The sequence below is a fragment of the Streptomyces sp. NPDC001668 genome, assembly GCF_042893155.1.
GTDB lineage: Bacteria > Actinomycetota > Actinomycetes > Streptomycetales > Streptomycetaceae > Streptomyces.
Genome location: NZ_JBIAUQ010000020.1, coordinates 75,441 through 90,737, shown reverse-complemented (window position 1 = coordinate 90,737; position 15,297 = coordinate 75,441). Strand labels below are relative to the sequence as shown.

Annotated in this window: 16 protein-coding genes; 8 read left to right on the top strand and 8 right to left on the bottom strand. The window is 71.2% G+C overall.

Annotation, left to right across the window (positions count from 1 at the left end; genetic code table 11):
• Positions 1-6: 6 nt before the first annotated feature.
• A complete protein-coding gene (locus ACFYZ8_RS40075; protein ID WP_359036558.1) occupies positions 7-441 on the bottom strand; it encodes a TM2 domain-containing protein in 435 nt (144 codons plus the stop codon).
• A gap of 126 nt (positions 442-567) precedes the next feature.
• Here ACFYZ8_RS40075 and ACFYZ8_RS40070 point away from each other — a divergent pair, with 126 nt between their 5' ends.
• The 4 genes from ACFYZ8_RS40070 to ACFYZ8_RS40055 all read left to right on the top strand — a co-directional run bounded on the left by ACFYZ8_RS40070 (position 568) and on the right by ACFYZ8_RS40055 (position 2,741).
• Positions 568-978 carry a VOC family protein gene (locus ACFYZ8_RS40070; RefSeq protein ID WP_359036560.1) on the top strand — a complete coding sequence of 137 codons (411 nt, stop codon included), beginning with the start codon at positions 568-570 and terminating at the stop codon, positions 976-978.
• Positions 979-1,093: 115 nt separating this feature from the next.
• The gene (locus ACFYZ8_RS40065; RefSeq protein WP_359036562.1) at positions 1,094-1,489 is read left to right on the top strand and encodes a hypothetical protein; all 396 of its coding nucleotides are present in this window, start codon (positions 1,094-1,096) and stop codon (positions 1,487-1,489) included.
• On the top strand, positions 1,486-1,992 hold the full coding sequence (locus ACFYZ8_RS40060) for a thiol-disulfide oxidoreductase DCC family protein (RefSeq protein WP_388541129.1): 507 nt from the start codon (positions 1,486-1,488) through the stop codon (positions 1,990-1,992). Before ACFYZ8_RS40065 ends, ACFYZ8_RS40060 begins: the two co-directional genes overlap by 4 nt.
• A gap of 11 nt (positions 1,993-2,003) precedes the next feature.
• Entirely contained in the window at positions 2,004-2,741 is a 738-nt protein-coding gene (locus tag ACFYZ8_RS40055; protein WP_359036567.1) for a TetR family transcriptional regulator, read from the top strand.
• Between the two features lie 5 nt (positions 2,742-2,746).
• On the opposite strand, the gene ACFYZ8_RS40050 is transcribed toward ACFYZ8_RS40055, so the two are convergent.
• Positions 2,747-5,158, bottom strand: a complete 2,412-nt coding sequence (locus ACFYZ8_RS40050; RefSeq protein ID WP_388541268.1) for an MMPL family transporter — start codon at positions 5,156-5,158, stop codon at positions 2,747-2,749.
• 166 nt (positions 5,159-5,324) lie between these two features.
• On the opposite strand from ACFYZ8_RS40050, the gene ACFYZ8_RS40045 reads away from it, so the two are divergent.
• Together ACFYZ8_RS40045 and ACFYZ8_RS40040 are read left to right on the top strand one after the other, a co-directional pair.
• Entirely contained in the window at positions 5,325-6,026 is a 702-nt protein-coding gene (locus ACFYZ8_RS40045) for a response regulator transcription factor (RefSeq protein WP_359036568.1), read from the top strand.
• On the top strand, positions 6,023-7,483 hold the full coding sequence (locus ACFYZ8_RS40040; RefSeq protein WP_388541126.1) for an ATP-binding protein: 1,461 nt from the start codon (positions 6,023-6,025) through the stop codon (positions 7,481-7,483). The genes ACFYZ8_RS40045 and ACFYZ8_RS40040 overlap by 4 nt, the downstream gene beginning before the upstream one ends.
• 13 nt (positions 7,484-7,496) lie before the next feature.
• Here the strand turns inward: ACFYZ8_RS40040 and ACFYZ8_RS40035 are convergent, their stop codons facing one another.
• The 4 genes from ACFYZ8_RS40035 to ACFYZ8_RS40020 all read right to left on the bottom strand — a co-directional run bounded on the left by ACFYZ8_RS40035 (position 7,497) and on the right by ACFYZ8_RS40020 (position 11,433).
• Complete coding sequence (locus ACFYZ8_RS40035; RefSeq protein WP_359036571.1) at positions 7,497-7,895, bottom strand: ATP-binding protein; 399 nt, start codon at positions 7,893-7,895, stop codon at positions 7,497-7,499.
• A 122-nt stretch (positions 7,896-8,017) separates the two neighbouring features.
• Positions 8,018-9,574, bottom strand: a complete 1,557-nt coding sequence (locus ACFYZ8_RS40030) for an ABC transporter substrate-binding protein (RefSeq protein WP_359036573.1) — start codon at positions 9,572-9,574, stop codon at positions 8,018-8,020.
• A 194-nt stretch (positions 9,575-9,768) separates the two neighbouring features.
• Entirely contained in the window at positions 9,769-11,166 is a 1,398-nt protein-coding gene (locus ACFYZ8_RS40025) for a metallophosphoesterase (protein ID WP_388541122.1), read from the bottom strand.
• A 6-nt stretch (positions 11,167-11,172) separates the two neighbouring features.
• Positions 11,173-11,433: an SCO4848 family membrane protein gene (locus tag ACFYZ8_RS40020; RefSeq protein WP_007384221.1), complete on the bottom strand. Its 261-nt coding sequence runs from the start codon at positions 11,431-11,433 to the stop codon at positions 11,173-11,175.
• A 91-nt stretch (positions 11,434-11,524) separates the two neighbouring features.
• Here ACFYZ8_RS40020 and ACFYZ8_RS40015 point away from each other — a divergent pair, with 91 nt between their 5' ends.
• Complete coding sequence (locus ACFYZ8_RS40015; protein WP_359036577.1) at positions 11,525-12,832, top strand: D-alanyl-D-alanine carboxypeptidase; 1,308 nt, start codon at positions 11,525-11,527, stop codon at positions 12,830-12,832.
• Here the strand turns inward: ACFYZ8_RS40015 and ACFYZ8_RS40010 are convergent.
• Positions 12,777-13,688: a YihY/virulence factor BrkB family protein gene (locus ACFYZ8_RS40010; RefSeq protein WP_388541118.1), complete on the bottom strand. Its 912-nt coding sequence runs from the start codon at positions 13,686-13,688 to the stop codon at positions 12,777-12,779. The two genes, ACFYZ8_RS40015 and ACFYZ8_RS40010, sit on opposite strands and share 56 nt — an antisense overlap.
• A 160-nt stretch (positions 13,689-13,848) precedes the next feature.
• Between ACFYZ8_RS40010 and ACFYZ8_RS40005 the strand changes: the two genes are divergently transcribed.
• Positions 13,849-14,604 carry a decaprenylphospho-beta-D-erythro-pentofuranosid-2-ulose 2-reductase gene (locus tag ACFYZ8_RS40005; protein ID WP_359036703.1) on the top strand — a complete coding sequence of 252 codons (756 nt, stop codon included), beginning with the start codon at positions 13,849-13,851 and terminating at the stop codon, positions 14,602-14,604.
• Between the two features lie 49 nt (positions 14,605-14,653).
• On the opposite strand, the gene ACFYZ8_RS40000 is transcribed toward ACFYZ8_RS40005, so the two are convergent.
• Entirely contained in the window at positions 14,654-15,238 is a 585-nt protein-coding gene (locus tag ACFYZ8_RS40000; protein ID WP_359036581.1) for a 2'-5' RNA ligase family protein, read from the bottom strand.
• Positions 15,239-15,297: the final 59 nt, after the last annotated feature.

Genomic DNA, 15,297 nt, shown 5'->3' with positions numbered 1-15,297 from the left:
GCCGCCCTAGCTCCGGAGAATCCGGCCATGTTCATCGGTGTGGTCGTTGCCCGTGAGCAGCAGGATGCCGTCGACCAGTGACCAGATGCCCAGGCCGCCGCAGGTGAACAGCTGCGCGAGTCCCATGCCGACGTTGCCCAGGTAGAAGCGGCCGACGCCGAAACCGCCGAGGGTGAGCTGGAGGATGCCCGCGATCACCTTCGACTTGTCGGAGTAGGGCCGCCCGTACGGGTCGTAGCCGTAGGGGGCGTTGGGGTCTCCGGTGTACGTCCCCGGGGGCGGCGGGTAGTAGCCCGGCGGCGGAAAACCGGGAGGCGGGTAGCCCGGCTGAGGGCCCTGCTGGTAGCCCGGCTGCTGGTGTCCCGGCGGGGGACCCTGCTGGTAGCCCGGGTGGGGGCCCTTCTGGGGGTCCTGCTGTTCGTGACCCTGCTGTTCGCTCAAGGGGGACTGCTCCTGGGGACCGAAGCGGGAGGACCCGCGAAAAGACGACAATGCGCCCGGTCATCATGCCCGACGGACACCGCGTCGCAGAAGCCCGTTCCGCCATCCCCGGCTTAATCTGACGACATGTCAGATGACCAGTCTTACGAACTGCTCGGTTTCGACAACGTCCTGCTGCCCGTCGGGAACCTCGGCGAGGCCGTCTCCTTCTACGAACGCGCGGGCTTCACCGTGGGCTTCCGGCTCGACGAGGCCGGGATCGTACTGCTGAAGGTCGGCGGCGAGACACCCGGGATCCTGCTCCGGCAGGAGGAGGCGCTGGGGCACCGGACACCGCCGTGGCCCGCCACGCGCGTGTGGCTGGAGGTACCGGACGCCAAGGCCGCCGCCCGGGAGCTGCGCGCGGCCGGCGTGGAACTGCTCGACGAACCCTTCTCCGGGGTCACCGGCTGGACCGTCGAGGCCGCCGACCCGTGGGGGAACGTCCTCGGGTTCACCGACTACACCAAGCGTCCGGAGCTCGGCCGGCGGGCCTGAGGCGGGCGGGTCCCGTGTGACACAGACCTCCCTCCTCCCGAGTTGAACACGTTCAAAAGCAGGTCTAGAGTCTTCCTCGTCAGCGTTTTGAACGCGTTCAAGAAGGGGGAGGCGCATGGACCGCACGGTCGTCGCCTACGTCATCTACCTGGTCGTCAGCATCGCCCTGACCGTCTGGGTGGCCCGCACGCTCAGCAGGAACGGACGGGTCTTCCTCGCCGACGTGCTGCGCGGGAACGAGAAGCTCGCCGAGGCCGTCAACCACCTCCTGGTGGTCGGCTTCTACCTCGTGAACCTCGGCTTCGTCGCGCTCTACCTCAGCGGCGACGGGACGATCGAGGACACGCGCGGTGTCTTCGAGGCCCTGTCGACCAAGCTGGGCGTGGTGCTGCTGGTGCTCGGGGTGATGCACCTGGCCAATGTCTATCTCCTCAACCGGATCCGCCGGCGGGGCGCCATGGAGCGCGAGCAGGTGCCGCCGGTCCCGCCGCAGGACTGGGTCCGGGCGTGACGGCGAACGACACGACGGCGGACCGGACGGACCGGGCTCCGGTCCGCCGGCTCACCGTCCTCTACGACGCCGAGTGCGCGCTGTGCGCCTTCGTGCGCGACTGGCTCGTACGGCAGCCGCAGCTGGTGCCGCTGGAGCTGGTGCCGGCCGGGTCGCAGGAGGCCCGGCACAGGTACCCGGAGCTCGATCACGCCGCGACCCTGGAGGAGATCACCGTCGTCGGTGACGGCGGGCAGGTCTACCGCGACACCGCCGCCTGGATCGTGACCCTGTGGGCCCTGCGCGAGTACCGGCCGCTGGCCCACCGGCTCAGCACCCCGGCCGGGGCCCGGCTCGCGAGGGGCGCGGTGCTCACCGCCGCCAAGTGGCGGGGCGCGCAGTGGCAGGGAGGTCAGTGGGGCGGGAAGGTGTACCGCCGCGCGGACGGCTGGTCGTACGACAGCAGCCGGGGCTGGGTCCACACCGCACCGGGGTGCGGCAGCGGCACCTGCGCCACTGGCTAGGCTCTCCTGTTGTGCCCGCCAAGAACGAAGGCCCCGAAGAGGGCTCCGCGCCGTCCACCAAGTCCGAGCAGACTCGCGCGCTGATCCTGGAGACGGCCATGCGGCTGTTCCAGGAGCGGGGGTACGACAAGACCACCATGCGGGCCATCGCCCAGGAGGCCGGGGTCTCCGTCGGCAACGCGTACTACTACTTCGCCGGCAAGGAGCACCTGATCCAGGGCTTCTACGACCGGATCGCCGCCGAGCACCAGGTGGCGGTCCGGGAGGTCCTGGCCCGGGAGAGCGACCTGGAGGCGCGGCTCGCGGGGGTCCTGAAGGTCTGGCTGGACATCGCGCAGCCGTACCACGAGTTCGCGGTGCAGTTCTTCAAGAACGCCGCCGACCCCGACAGCCCGCTCAGTCCCTTCTCGCCCGAGTCGGAGCACGCGCGCGTGGAGGCGATCGCCGTGCACCGCGAGGTGCTGCGGGGCGCGACGAGGACCAAGGTGCCCGAGGAACTCCGGGACATCCTCCCCGAGTTGATGTGGCTCTCCCAGATGGGGCTCGTCCTGTACTGGATCTTCGACCGCACGGAGGGCCGCGAGCGCAGCTACCGGCTCGCGGAGCGCGGTGCCCGGCTCACCGCGAGGGGCGTGTCGCTGGCCCGGTTCCGGGTGCTCAGGCCGCTCGTGCGGGAGGTGCACGAGCTGTTCACGGACTTCCTGCCGGGGATGACGAAGGTGATGCCGGACCCCGGCAGGAAGGCGTAGTCGGGTCAGTTGACGGCGTCGACCTCCCCTTCGGCCAGTTCGACGTCGTACACCAGTGGCCCCTCCCCCACGACGACGTGTCGCGCGCGCGAGCCGTACGACGCGGCCGTGGCCGCCAGCAGGTACGTCCCCGGCGCCGGGACCGAGACGATGTACGAGCCGTCGGCCAGCGACTCCACCCGGTCCAGCTGACGGCCTCCGCCCGACAGGAGCGTGACGGCCGCTCCCGCTATGGGCTCCCCCTCCGCCGTACGGACGAAGCCGTGGACGGCCGATGCCGGACCGCCGTCCGCGCGGGCCACGGGCGAAGGTGCGGGCTCCTCCTTCGGCTCCACCGCCAGGTGCGGCAGCCGCTTCTCCAGCCCCTTGGGCAGCCACCAGTTGGAGTCGCCGAGCAGATGCATCGCGGCCGGTACCAGGGCCGTGCGCAGGATGAAGGCGTCCAGGGCGACGGCGGCCGCCAATCCCACGCCCGCCATGGCCGCGCCCGAGTCGCCGCTGAGGACGAACGCCATGAAGACGCAGACCATGATCAGGGCGGCGGAGTTGATGACCCGGCTGGTCTCCGCGAGGCCGACGCGTACCGCGCGAGCGTTGTCGCGGGTGTGCACCCACTCCTCGTGCATCCGGCTCACCAGGAAGACCTGGTAGTCCATCGAGAGCCCGAAGAGCAGGGACAGCATGATGACCGGCAGGAAGGCGTTGATCGGGCCCTCCTTGCCGAGACCGAGCAGGTCCAGGCCCCAGCCCCACTGGAAGACCGCGACCAGGACACCGAAGGAGGCCGCGGCGGCGATGAGGTTCATCAGGGCCGCCGTCAGGGGCACCACCAGCGAGCGGAAGGCGACCAGCAGGAGCAGGAAGCCGAGCCCGATGATCGTCGCGATGAACAGCGGGAGGCGGTCGCCCGTGACGGACGCGAAGTCCTTGGAGACGGCCGTCACCCCGCCCACGTGTGCCGTCACCCCGGCCTCGGGGAGGACGTCGTCACGCAGCCGGTCGATCAGCCGGTCCGTCTCCTCGGACTGCGGTGACGTCGTCGGCACGACCTGGATCACCGTCACGCCCCGCGCGGGCGGCAGCGCGGCGACCTGTGCCACCCCGGGCGTGTCCTTGAGGCTCGTGACCAGGGTGCCCGTCCCGCCGCCCTCGGTGACCACCTGGAGCGGTCCGTTGAAGCCGGGACCGAAGCCCTCGGCGAGCAGGTCGTAGGCCTTCCTGGTGGTCGTGGAGGCGTCGTCGTTGCCCTGGTCGGTGGCGCCGAGGCGGAGCGACAGCACCGGAACGGCCAGGACGGCCATGAGGACCAGGGCGAGCGCGGCGGTCCTGCGGGGGCGCTTCTGCACGCCCGCCGACCAGCGGGCGGCGAGACCGGAGGCGTGCTCCGGCTCGGGCCCCTCGGCGGCCAGACGGCGCCGCTGGCGGCGGCTGAGCACGCGCGGGCCGAGGAAGCCGAGCAGGGCCGGCAGGAGGGTCGTGGCGGCCAGGACGCTCAGCACCACGGTCAGGGACGTGCCGACGACCACGCCGTCCAGGAAGCGCAGCCGGGTCACCAGCATGCCGGCGAGCGCGATGCAGACCGTGCCGCCCGCGAACAGCACCGCCCGGCCCGAGGTGTTGAGGGCGGTGACCGCGGACTCCTCGGGGTCCAGGCCCCGCAGGATGCCGCGCCGGTGCCGGGTGACGATGAACAGGGCGTAGTCGATGCCGACGCCCAGGCCGATCAGGGAGGCGAGCAGCGGGGCGATGTCGGGGACGTCGGTGGTGTGGCTGAGCAGCTGGGTGGCGAACAGGCCCATTCCGACGCCGAAGACGGCGATCGCGATCGGCAGCATCATGGCGAAGAACGAGCCGAAGGCCAGGAACAGCACGACCGCCGCCGCGACGATCCCGACGGTCTCCGACAGTCCCTGGGGCGGCTCCTGCACCCGCTGGATCGCCTGGCCGCCCAGTTCCACCCGCAGACCGGCCCGTTCGGCGCCCTGCGCGGTGTCGACGACGTCCTGGACGAGTTCCTTGGGCACCTCGTTGGCGCGCTCGACGAAGGTCACCTGGGCGTACGCGATCGTGCCGTCCCGGCTGACCTGCGCGGCTCCCTGGGCGCCGTAGGGACTGGTCACCGCCCCGACGCCCGGCATCTTCGCGATCTCGTCCAGCGCGGGCCGGATCCGGTCCTGGACCGCCTGGTCCCGCACCGATCCGTCGTCGACCTTCCAGACCACCGTGTCGGTGTCGCCCGAGGTGTCCGGGAAGGCCTTCTCCATCAGGTCGTACGCGCTCTTGGAGTCCGTGTCGGGCAGGGAGAACACGTTCGCGTAGTTCGTGCCCGCCGCCGAGGCCGAGAAGCCGAGCCCGAACAACGCCCCCACCCACAGCAACAGGACCACCAGCCGGTGCCGATAGCACCAGCGTGCCAATACCGCCACGCTCCACACTCCCCTGTCGGTCGTCGGTCGGTCCCCCAGGTCCTGGCAACAGGATTGGCGGCGGCACGCGCGCGTGGACATGAGAGGCCCATGACTCTCAAGGAACTCCAAAGGGCGAACCGGTCCGACTGTCAGTGGCCCGCCCGATACTGGGGGCATGGCTGGGGGAGAGACGGAGAATCCGGGGACCGTGCTGGTGGTGGAGGACGAGGAGAGCATCGCCGACGTCCTCGCCATCGCGCTGCGCTACCACCGGTTCGAGGTGATGGTCGCGGGCTCCGTCCGCGAGGCGCTCGCGCTCACCGACCGCACCCGCCCGGACGCGGCCCTGCTCGACGTGATGCTGCCCGACGGCGACGGCCGCGCCCTCGGCCGTGAACTGCGCGAGCGGCGGCCCGACCTGGCGCTGGTCTTCCTGACCGCGCGGGACTCCCCCGCCGAGATCGTCGGCGCCCTCGGCTTCGGCGACGACTACATCACCAAGCCGTTCAACATCGACGAGGTCGTCGCCAGGATCACCGCCGTCCTGCGCCGCACCCGCCCGGCCGACGTCCTGCCGCAGCGCCCGCCGCTGCGCTACGGCGACCTGGAGCTGGACGAGACGACGTACTCGGTGCACCGCGACGGCCGTACGGTCCAGCTCACCCCCACCGAGTACGCGCTGCTGCGCTTCCTGGTGCGCAACGGCGGCCGGATCGTCCCCAAGGAGCAACTCCTGCGCCACGTCTGGCAGTACGAGCACACCCCGCCCGAGTCGACCGTCGTCGAGACCTACATCAGCTATCTGCGGCGCAAACTGGACACCCTGGGACCGCCGGTGATCACCACCCGGCGGGGTGTCGGATACGGACTCGCATGAGGATCCGCGCGTCCCGTCGCCGGCACGGCGTCCACTCCCTGCGCGGCAAACTGACGCTGGCCAATGTGGCGCTGCTCGCGATCGGCATCGTCGCGGCGACCGCCGTGAGCGTGATGGGCATGCGGTACTACCTGCTCGACCAGATCGACACCGAGCTCGTCAAGACCCGGGACTCCCTGGGCGGTTCGCAGCTCACCCTGCGGCAGATCGACTCGCTGGGCATGCTGGGGTTCGTCCGCGACCGGCTCATGCCCGCCCAGGAGGACGAGGGGCGCTCGGCGGAGACGGTGTTCGCGGCCGTCGACGCCCGGGGCGAGCCGGTCGGGGTCCTCGGCTTCGATCCGACCGAGTCCCAGCGGGGCCTGGTGAAGGCCGTGGGCGATCCGCGCGCCCTCGCCGCCGACTCCGAGCCGCACGACGTCACCATGGACGGCTCCGCCTACCGTGCCACCGCGGCCCGGCTCGGCGACGGCAGCTATGTCCTGCTCGCCGCGCCCACCGACGTCCTGCACGAGGGCGTCGCCAAGGCCGTCCGGCTCGACCTCGCGATCGGCAGCCTGCTGCTCGCCCTGCTGGCCTGTCTGACGATGTTCAGCGTCCGGCGCCGGATGCGGCCGCTGGAGGACATGGTGGAGACCTCGTCGGCGATCGCCGAGGGTGATCTGACCCGGCGCATCCCCTCCAGCTGCGACGCCACCCTGGAGGTCGAGCAGCTGCGGCTCGCCCTGAACTCCATGCTCCACCAGGTCGAGTCGGCGTACCGCACGCGCGAGCGCAGCGCGGCCCAGCTGCGCAGCTTCGTCGCCGACGCCTCGCACGAGCTGCGCACCCCGCTGTCGGCCATACGCGGCTATCTCCAGCTGTACGACAAGGGCATGCTCTCCGACCCGGACGAGCGCAAGCGTGCCTGGGCGCGGGTCCTGGCGGAGACCGACCGGATGGGGCGGCTCGTCGACGAGCTGCTCACCCTCGCCCGCCTCGACCAGCAGCCCGAACTGCGGTTCAGGAACGTCGACCTGAGCCGGCTGGTGCGGGAATCGGCCGAGGATCTGCGGGTGCAGCAGCCGGACCGGCCCGTCGAGGTGGCCGCCGGGGGTTCCCTGCTGGTGCGGGCCGACGAGTCGGGGCTCAGACAGGTCCTGGGCAACCTGGTGGGCAACGTGCGCACGCACACGCCCGCCGACGTGCCGGTGCGGCTGGGGGTGGAGCGGGCGGGCGGGGTCGTACGGCTGTGTGTCGCGGACGAGGGGCCGGGGCTCTCCGCGGCTGACGCGGCCCGTGTCTTCGACCGGTTCTTCCGGGTCGGCGGCGGCGCGGGCAGCGGCCTGGGCCTCGCGATCGTGCAGGGCGTGGTCCGGGCCCACGGCGGTGAGGTGGCGGTGCGCACGGCCCCGGGCGAGGGGCTGGCGGTGACGGTCACCCTGCCGGTGCGGGAGTGCGAGGGGGCAGTGTCCTGACGTACACGTCCGCTCAGTCGGCCATCACCAGCGCCCACACCGTCTTGCCGTGCCGGCCCCGGCTCCACACTCCCCACGCGGCGGCGACGTTCTCCACCAGATGCAGTCCCCGGCCGGCCTCGTCGAGCTGGCCGACCACCCGCAGCCGGGGTTCCAGCCGGCCCTCGTCGGAGACCTCTATGAGACAGGAGCCGTCCGCGAGGGCGGTCACCGCGACCTCGAACTCGCGCTCCAGGAGCGGCCCGTGGCGCACCACGTTGGTGGCCAGCTCCGACACCAGCAGCACCGCGTCGGCCAGCGCCGGATCATCCGGAGCGTGCCCCCAGTCGGCCAGATGGTCCCGGACCCGGCGCCGGGCGAGACCGACGGAGGCCGGATGCCGGGGCAGCCGGAAGGAGTGGCGTCTCAACACGTTTGCTCCTCACCCCGCGCACACCTGCGTCGCATGGTGCTGCGTTGAGTGGCTGCCCGGCGTCACGCGGGCGAATGCCGGTTCCACGAAAACGCGTCGGACACGGCGCGATGGCGTCGGGGTCAGATCCAGTTCAGGCTCCAGAGCCGGAAGACTCCGGTGCCGTCCGAGAGGTACTGACCGCCACCGACGTCCTCGCTGGTCACGACGTAGTCCTTGGCCTGCCACAGCGGGATGACCGGGACGTCGTGGGCGACCGCGGCCTGGAGGTCACGGAAGTCCTGCTCGGCCTCGTTGCGGTCGGCGTAGCGCCGGCTGTCCTGAATCAGATGGTCGACCTCGTTGCTCCTGTAGCCGGTGTTCATGGTGCCGTCGGAGCCGACCAGCGGGGAGCCGTAGGTGTCCGGGTCGGGATAGTCGGCCACCCAGCCGACCGCGTAGGCGTCCAGCTTCCCGCTCGCCCAGCGCTTCTGGAAATCGGTCCACTGGTAGCCCTTGAGCGTCACCTTGAACAGGCCGCTTGCCTCCAGCTGCTTCTTGAGCTCCTTGGCCTCCGCCGCGGCGGAACCGCTGGTCAGGCCGTAGCCGTAGGTGAAGCTGACCGGGGTGGTCACACCGGCCTCGGTGAGCAGGGCGCGCGCCTTCTTGACGCTCGGCTCCGGGTAGGCGTCGAAGAACGACGTGGTGTGGCCGGTGATGCCGACCGGGATCAGCGAGTAGAGCGGGTCGACGGTCCCCTCGTACACCGAGGCGGCCAGCTGCTCGCGGTTGATCAGCCAGGCCATGGCCTGGCGCACCTTGACGCTGTGCAGGGGCCTGCCCGCGCGGGTGTTGAGGTAGAGGTTGCGGATCTCGGAGCTGTCGGCCTCCGAGACACGCTGGCCCGGGTCGCTCGGGTTGAGTCCGGCGAGGACGTTCGGCGGCAGCTGCCGGTAGGCGACGTCGAGCTGCTTGGCCTTCCAGGCGCTGTTCAGCTTGGCCGAGTCGCCGTAGTAGTCGACTTCCACCGGGTGGCCGGTGCTCTTGATCTCGCCCCGGTAGCTGCCGTTGGGCGTGAGGACCGCCTTCTTGCCCTTCGTGTACGACGTCAGCTCGTACGGGCCGGTGCCGTCGACAGCGCTGCCGGTGCGCAGGGAGGCGGCGGGGTACTTGGTGCTGTCGACGATGGCCCCGGCTCCCGTGGCCACCTTGAACGGGAAGGTGGCGTCGGGCGAGGACAGCCGGAAGGTGACGGTCCGGCCGCTGGCGCCGACCGACTCCAACGTGTCCAGCAGGGCGGCCGGACCGACATCCGAGTTGATCTTCTTGACCCGGTCGAAGGAGTACTTGACGTCCTTGGCGGTCATCTCGCGGCCGCTCGGGAACTTCAGGCCCTCGCGCAGGACACAGCGGTACGTGAGCAGGTCATGGCCCTCGAACGCACAGCTCTCGGCCGCGTCGGGCACGGGTGTGGCACTGCCCGGCTCGAAGGCCAGCAGTGACTGGAAAACATTGTTGAACAGCGCCCACGAACCGGCGTCATAGGCACCGGCCGGATCGAGTGAGGTGACTTCGTCCGTCGTCCCCACCTTGATCGTCCTGCCCGTGGTCCCCTCGGACGGAAGCAACTGCCAGCCGCCGACTCCCACAGCCCCCAGAACGAGTAGCGTCGCGAGAATCCGCATGCGAACCGACCGCATCGGTTTGCCCTCCCCGGACCCCTGTGGGTCCCAGTGCACATGCCACCCCTAGTGGCGCCGATCACCTAATCACAGGTGTTTCACCTGGGGGAAGAGGGATTTGTCGAGTTGGGCAAGACGTTACCGCAAGGGGTTTCAGCCATATTTCACAGGGCTCTCACAGCCCCTTCCTGCACAGAACCTCCGGCCGCCGCTCAGGCCTGTTTCGACGCCAGTTCGATCACCGTGATGTCCGACGGGGCGCCCACGCGCGTGGGCGGGCCCCAGGCGCCGGCGCCGCGGCTGACGTAGAGCTGGGTGTCGCCGTAGCGCTCCAGGCCCGCGACCGTCGGGTTCGCGGCCTCGGCGAGGAAATTGCCGGGCCAGAGCTGGCCGCCGTGGGTGTGGCCGGAGAGCTGGAGGTCGACGCCGTGGTCGACCGCGTCATGGATCTGCACCGGCTGGTGGGCGAGGAGCACGCACGCGCGTGCCGTGTCCCGGTCGCCGAGGGCCTTGGCGAAGTCGGGGCCCTGGCCCTCGCTCTCGCCCGCGATGTCGTTGACGCCGGCGAGGTCGAACCACGCCAGTTCCGTACGGTCGTTCTCCAGCGGGGTCAGCCCGAGCCGCCGTACCTCTTCGACCCACTGCTCGGCGCCGGAGAAGTACTCGTGGTTGCCGGTGACGAAGTACGAACCGTGCCGCGCGTCGAGCCGGGCCAGGGGGGCGGCGGCCGGGCCGAGGTCCTTCACGCTGCCGTCGACCAGGTCTCCGACGACCGCGATCAGGTCGGGCCGGGTGGAGTTGATGGTGTCGACGACCTTCTGGGCGAAACCGCGGCCGAGCACCGGGCTCAGGTGGATGTCGCTGACCACCGCGATCCGGTAACCGTGTGCCGCGCGCGGGAGCTTCGCCAGCGGCACGGTGACCCGCTTGACGCCGGGGCCGCGCAGGACGCCGTAGGTGCCGTGGCCGACGGTCCCCACGGCGGCCGCGGCCGCGGCTCCGGCGACGACCCGGGAGACGAAGAGGCGGCGGGAGGGTGCGGCGGCGAGGGCGGCCGAGCCGGGCTCCTGAGACTTCTCGGACGCCGCTCCGCCGCTGCCCGGCTCGGGGGAGGCCTGCTCGCCGTCACCCGGCTTCTCGGACGCCGACGCGCCCCTTCCCCGCTCCTCGGCCGCCGGTCCGCCCCTGCCCGTTTCCCGGGGCGCGCCGGTGGCCTCCTGCGGCGTCTCGGCGGGCGCTCCCGCCGGCACCCGCTCCGGATGCGGTACGGCGGCCGCCACCGGCTCCGCGCGCCCGCTCCGGCGTTCGAGGAGACGTCGCAGCAGGGGCCGTACGACCTCTCCCGCCACGACCGCGAGCAGCAGGTAGATCGACAGCGCAAGCCACAGGAAGCCGGGCCACGCGAGCACGCGCTGGAACCAGAAGGGGGCGCCGGTGCGCTCCGCGACCAGGGCACCGATCGCCAGCAGCCAGCCACCGCCGATGAGCACCGCGCCCACCCGGCGGGCCCGCCCCGGGCCGCTGGTGGTGTCGCGGAACAGACGGCGCCACAGGTACCAGTTGGCCGTCACGAGGACGGCCAGGGCGAGCAGTGCGAAGACGATGACCACGGTGGGCTAACTCTCGGGGGTCGGCTGTGAGTTCCGGCGCAGTGCGCGCACTCCACGCAACCCGATGAGCCCGACGACCGTCCCCAGTACGAAGGAGACGACGGCCAGCAGCAGGTGCACCCAGAAGTACCCCGTCGGGTCGCCCGCGTCGTCGAACGCGAGCCCGCTGGCGTCCTTGACGAGGTTCTTGACGAAAGTGATCCAGATGATCCAGCTCCACACCCCGAAGGCGAGCAGGAACCAGGAGACGGGGCGGCTGAGCTTCATGGGTCCAGTATCGCGGTCCGCCGCCCGGTCCGGCGGCCGGGGTGGGGAGGGCGACGGGACTTCACCGTCCGCGGCATGTACGTTCCTGAGCGTGTCCGCTCCCCTGAAGAAGACCGCCGGGCGATCCCTGCTGGTCACCTCCGCCGCCCTGTCGTCCCTCGCGCTGACCGCGCCTCTCGCGCTCGCGGCGCCCGCTCCGTCACCGAGCGCCTCCCCGAGCGCGACTCCCCCGGCGAAGATGTCGACCGTGGGCGGCACGCGGCTCGGCCTGGCGGGTACCCAGGTCAATCTCGCGAGCGGGGTCCCGGTGCTGCCGAAGGACATCACCGCGCGGTCCTGGATCGTCACGGACGCCGAGTCCGGCGACGTGCTCGCCGCGCACAACGCGCACTGGCGGCTGCCCCCGGCGAGCACCATGAAGATGCTCTTCGCGGACACCGTGCTGCCGAAGTTCGCCAGGACGGAGAAGCACAAGGTCGTCCCCGCCGACCTCGCGGGCATGGGCGCCGGCTCCAGCCTGGTCGGCATAAAGGAGGGCGAGACGTACACGGTCCACGACCTGTGGCTCGGTGTCTTCCTTCGCTCCGGCAACGACGCGGTGCACGTCCTGTCCGCGATGAACAAGGGCGTCGCCAAGACCGTCACGGAGATGAACGAGCACGCCGAGGAGCTCCAGGCCCTCGACACGCACGTGGTCAGCCCCGACGGCTACGACGCGCCGGGCCAGGTCTCCTCCGCCTACGACCTGACCCTGTTCGCCCGCTCGGGGCTGCAGAAGAAGGACTTCCGCGAGTACTGCTCGACGGTCACCGCGCAGTTCCCGGGCGAGACGAAGAAGGACAAGAAGGGCAAGACCGTCCGCAAGCCCTTCGCGATCCAGAACACCAACCGGCTGCTGAGCGGCGACTACGACATCGCGCAGTACCAGGGCATCGCAGGTGTGAAGAACGGCAACACCACCAACGCCGGCGCCACCTTCACCGGGGTCGCCGAGCGCAACGGCCGGGTGCTGCTCGTCACGGTCATGAACCCGTCCAAGGAGGAGCACAACGAGGTCTACAAGGAGACCGCGAAGCTCTTCGACTGGGGCTTCAAGGCTGCCGGCAAGGTGCAGCCGGTGGGTGAACTGGTGCCCCCGAAGGGCGCCACGGGGTCCAGCGGCCGGTCGGAGGGTTCCGGTGAGGCCGGGGGCGGCTCGGGCGGCTCCGGGGACTCCGCGGGCTCAGGGGCCTCCGCGAAGCCGGTCACGTCCGCCACGGCGGGCGGCCGCTCCGGAGGCGTCGGGACCGCCCTCGGGATCGCCGGCGGCCTCCTGGTGCTGCTCGCGGGCGCCGCGTTCCTCGTCAACCGCCGCTGGCCGCTGCCGGATCTGGTACGTCGTCGCTCCTCTCGTCCGTGACCTCCTGCTCCTTGCTCCCCGTCGCCGTCCACGCGGCGCAGAACAGCACCAGTTTCGCCGTGAAGTTGATCCACAGCAGCAGGGCGACGGGGACGCCGAACGCGCCGTACATGCTCTTCGTCGCCACCCCCTGCATATAGCCGCTCAGCAGCAGCTTGAGCAGCTCGAAGCCGACCGCTCCGGTCAGCGCGGCGACGAAGAGCCGGCGGCGCCCCGGCTCGACCCCGGGCAGCAGGGTCAGGACGTACAGCAGGAGCAGGAAGTCCGCGAGCACGGCGATGACGAACGCGGCGATCCGCAGCAGGAGCCGGCCCGCGCCGCCCTCCTGGAGGCCGAGTTCCCCGCCGAGCCGGTCGACCAGCGCGGAGGCGACCGTGGAGATGGCGAGCGTGACCAGGACGGCGCCGCCGAGCCCGACCAGGATGCCCAGGTCCTTGCCCTTGCGCAGGATCGCGTTCTCGTCCTCGTCGGGCAGCTCCCACACCGCGCGCAGGCACTCGCGCATCGAGCCGGCCCAGCCGATGCCGGTGAACAGCAGCGCGGCCGCGGCGATGAGGCCGACGGTGCCGGCGTTCTGCACCAGGTCGCCGATGTTCAGCTGGTCGGAGATGCCGGGCACCTGGTCGGCGATCTTGTCCTGGAGGTCGTTCTGCTGCTCCGTGCTGAGCGTGGCGGCGGCGATCGCGGCGGCCACCGTGAGCACCGGGAACAGTGCGACGAAGCTGGTGAACGTCATCGCCGCGGCCAGCCGGGTCCACTTCACCCGGTCCAGCCGTTCGTACGACCGCCACGCGTGCGTGGCCGTCAGACGCACCCAGAGCGGCCCGACGACGGGGAGTTTCTTCAGCCAGTCCATGATCGGATCCTGCCCTCCCGGTGGAAGACCGATGTGTGAGTACCCCGAGAACACGGCAGGGCGGCGCGCTCACCCATTTCGGGGAGAGTAGTGAGGTTCGAGATCGAATCGGCGCTGAAGCGGCGATACGGTCACCGGCATGTCTCCCAAGGATCTGTTCGTGAAGGACGCCTTCGGCCTTCCCCAGTCCCTGCTCGTCCTCGGCGGTACGTCCGAGATCGCGCTGGCCACCGTCCGCCGTCTCGTCGTCCGCGGCACCCGCACGGTGTGGCTGGCGGGGCGCCCCTCCCCCGCCCTGGAGTCGGCCGCCGCGGGACTGCGGTCCCTGGGGGCCGAGGTCCACACCGTCGCCTTCGACGCGCTGGATCCCGCCTCCCACGAGGCGGTGCTCGGCAAGGTGTTCGCCGAGGGCGACATCGGCATGGTGCTGCTCGCCTTCGGGATCCTCGGCGACCAGGCCCACGACGAGCGGGACCCGATCGCGGCGGTACGGGTCGCGCAGACCAACTACACGGGTGCCGTCTCGGCCGGCCTGGTGTCCGCGCGCGCGTTGCAGGCCCAGGGGCACGGCTCGCTCGTCGTGCTCTCCTCCGTCGCCGCGGAGCGGGCCCGCCGCGACACCTTCATCTACGGCTCCAGCAAGGCCGGCCTCGACGTCTTCGCCCAGGGTCTGGGCGACGCACTCCACGGCACGGGCGTGCACGTCATGGTCGTACGCCCCGGGTTCGTGCGGTCGAGGACGACGGCCGGTCCGGAGCGAGGGCCCCTCACGACCACCCCGGAGGCCGTGGCGACGGCGATCGAGCTGGGGCTGCGGCGCCGTTCGGAGACGGTGTGGGTACCGGGGGTGCTTCGGGTGGTGATGTCGGCGGTGCGGCATCTGCCGCGGGCGGTGCTCCGCCGCCTGCCGGTGTGACGACAGGTATGGGCTGGTGGAACTGCCGTCACAGCGGCTGTATCGGGAGTTACAGCTGGCTCGTGGGCAGGGAGCCGCGCTCCACGTGGCCGGCCTGGGGCGGCACGACCGACCCCCCGAAGGTGAACTCGCGCAGCTTGCGCCACACCCCGTCGGCGCCCTGCTCGTAGAGCGCGAAGCCGGTGCACGGCCACTCGGCCTCGAAGTCGGCCAGCTCCTCGAAGGCGCGGTCCATGGCCGCCTCGTCGATGCCGTGGGCCACCGTGACGTGCGGGTGGTACGGGAACTGGAGTTCCCGCGCGACCGGCCCCGAGGCGTCACGGACCTGCTTCTGGAGCCAGGTGCAGGCCTCGGCGCCCTGGGCGACCTGGACGAACACGACCGGTGACAGCGGCCGGAAGGTGCCGGTGCCGGCCAGCTTCATCGGGAACGGCCGGCCCGCGGCGGCGACCTCGGTGAGGTGCGCCTCGATGGCGGTCAGCGCGGTGTCCGCGACTTCTGTGGGCGGCAGCAGGGTGACATGGGTGGGGATGCCGTGAGCCGCGGCGTCGCCGAAGCCCGCGCGCCGCTCCTGGAGCAGGCTGCCGTGAGGCTCCGGGACCGCGATCGACACACCGATCGTTACGGTCCCCACGTCGTCTCCTGTTCGTCCCTGTCGTCCTGTCGGATTCGTTCCCAGCCGTCCGGCTATCG

Excerpts from the sequence above, each read along its gene's own strand:
- ACFYZ8_RS40040 (WP_388541126.1), top strand. The coding sequence starts at position 6,023 with ATGAGGATCCGCGCGTCCCGTCGCCGGCACGGCGTCCACTCCCTGCGC.
- ACFYZ8_RS40065 (WP_359036562.1), top strand. The coding sequence starts at position 1,094 with ATGGACCGCACGGTCGTCGCCTACGTCATCTACCTGGTCGTCAGCATC.
- ACFYZ8_RS40010 (WP_388541118.1), bottom strand. The coding sequence starts at position 13,688 with ATGGACTGGCTGAAGAAACTCCCCGTCGTCGGGCCGCTCTGGGTGCGT.
- ACFYZ8_RS40030 (WP_359036573.1), bottom strand. The coding sequence starts at position 9,574 with ATGCGGTCGGTTCGCATGCGGATTCTCGCGACGCTACTCGTTCTGGGG.
- ACFYZ8_RS40070 (WP_359036560.1), top strand. The coding sequence starts at position 568 with ATGTCAGATGACCAGTCTTACGAACTGCTCGGTTTCGACAACGTCCTG.
- ACFYZ8_RS40045 (WP_359036568.1), top strand. The coding sequence starts at position 5,325 with ATGGCTGGGGGAGAGACGGAGAATCCGGGGACCGTGCTGGTGGTGGAG.
- ACFYZ8_RS40020 (WP_007384221.1), bottom strand. The coding sequence starts at position 11,433 with ATGAAGCTCAGCCGCCCCGTCTCCTGGTTCCTGCTCGCCTTCGGGGTG.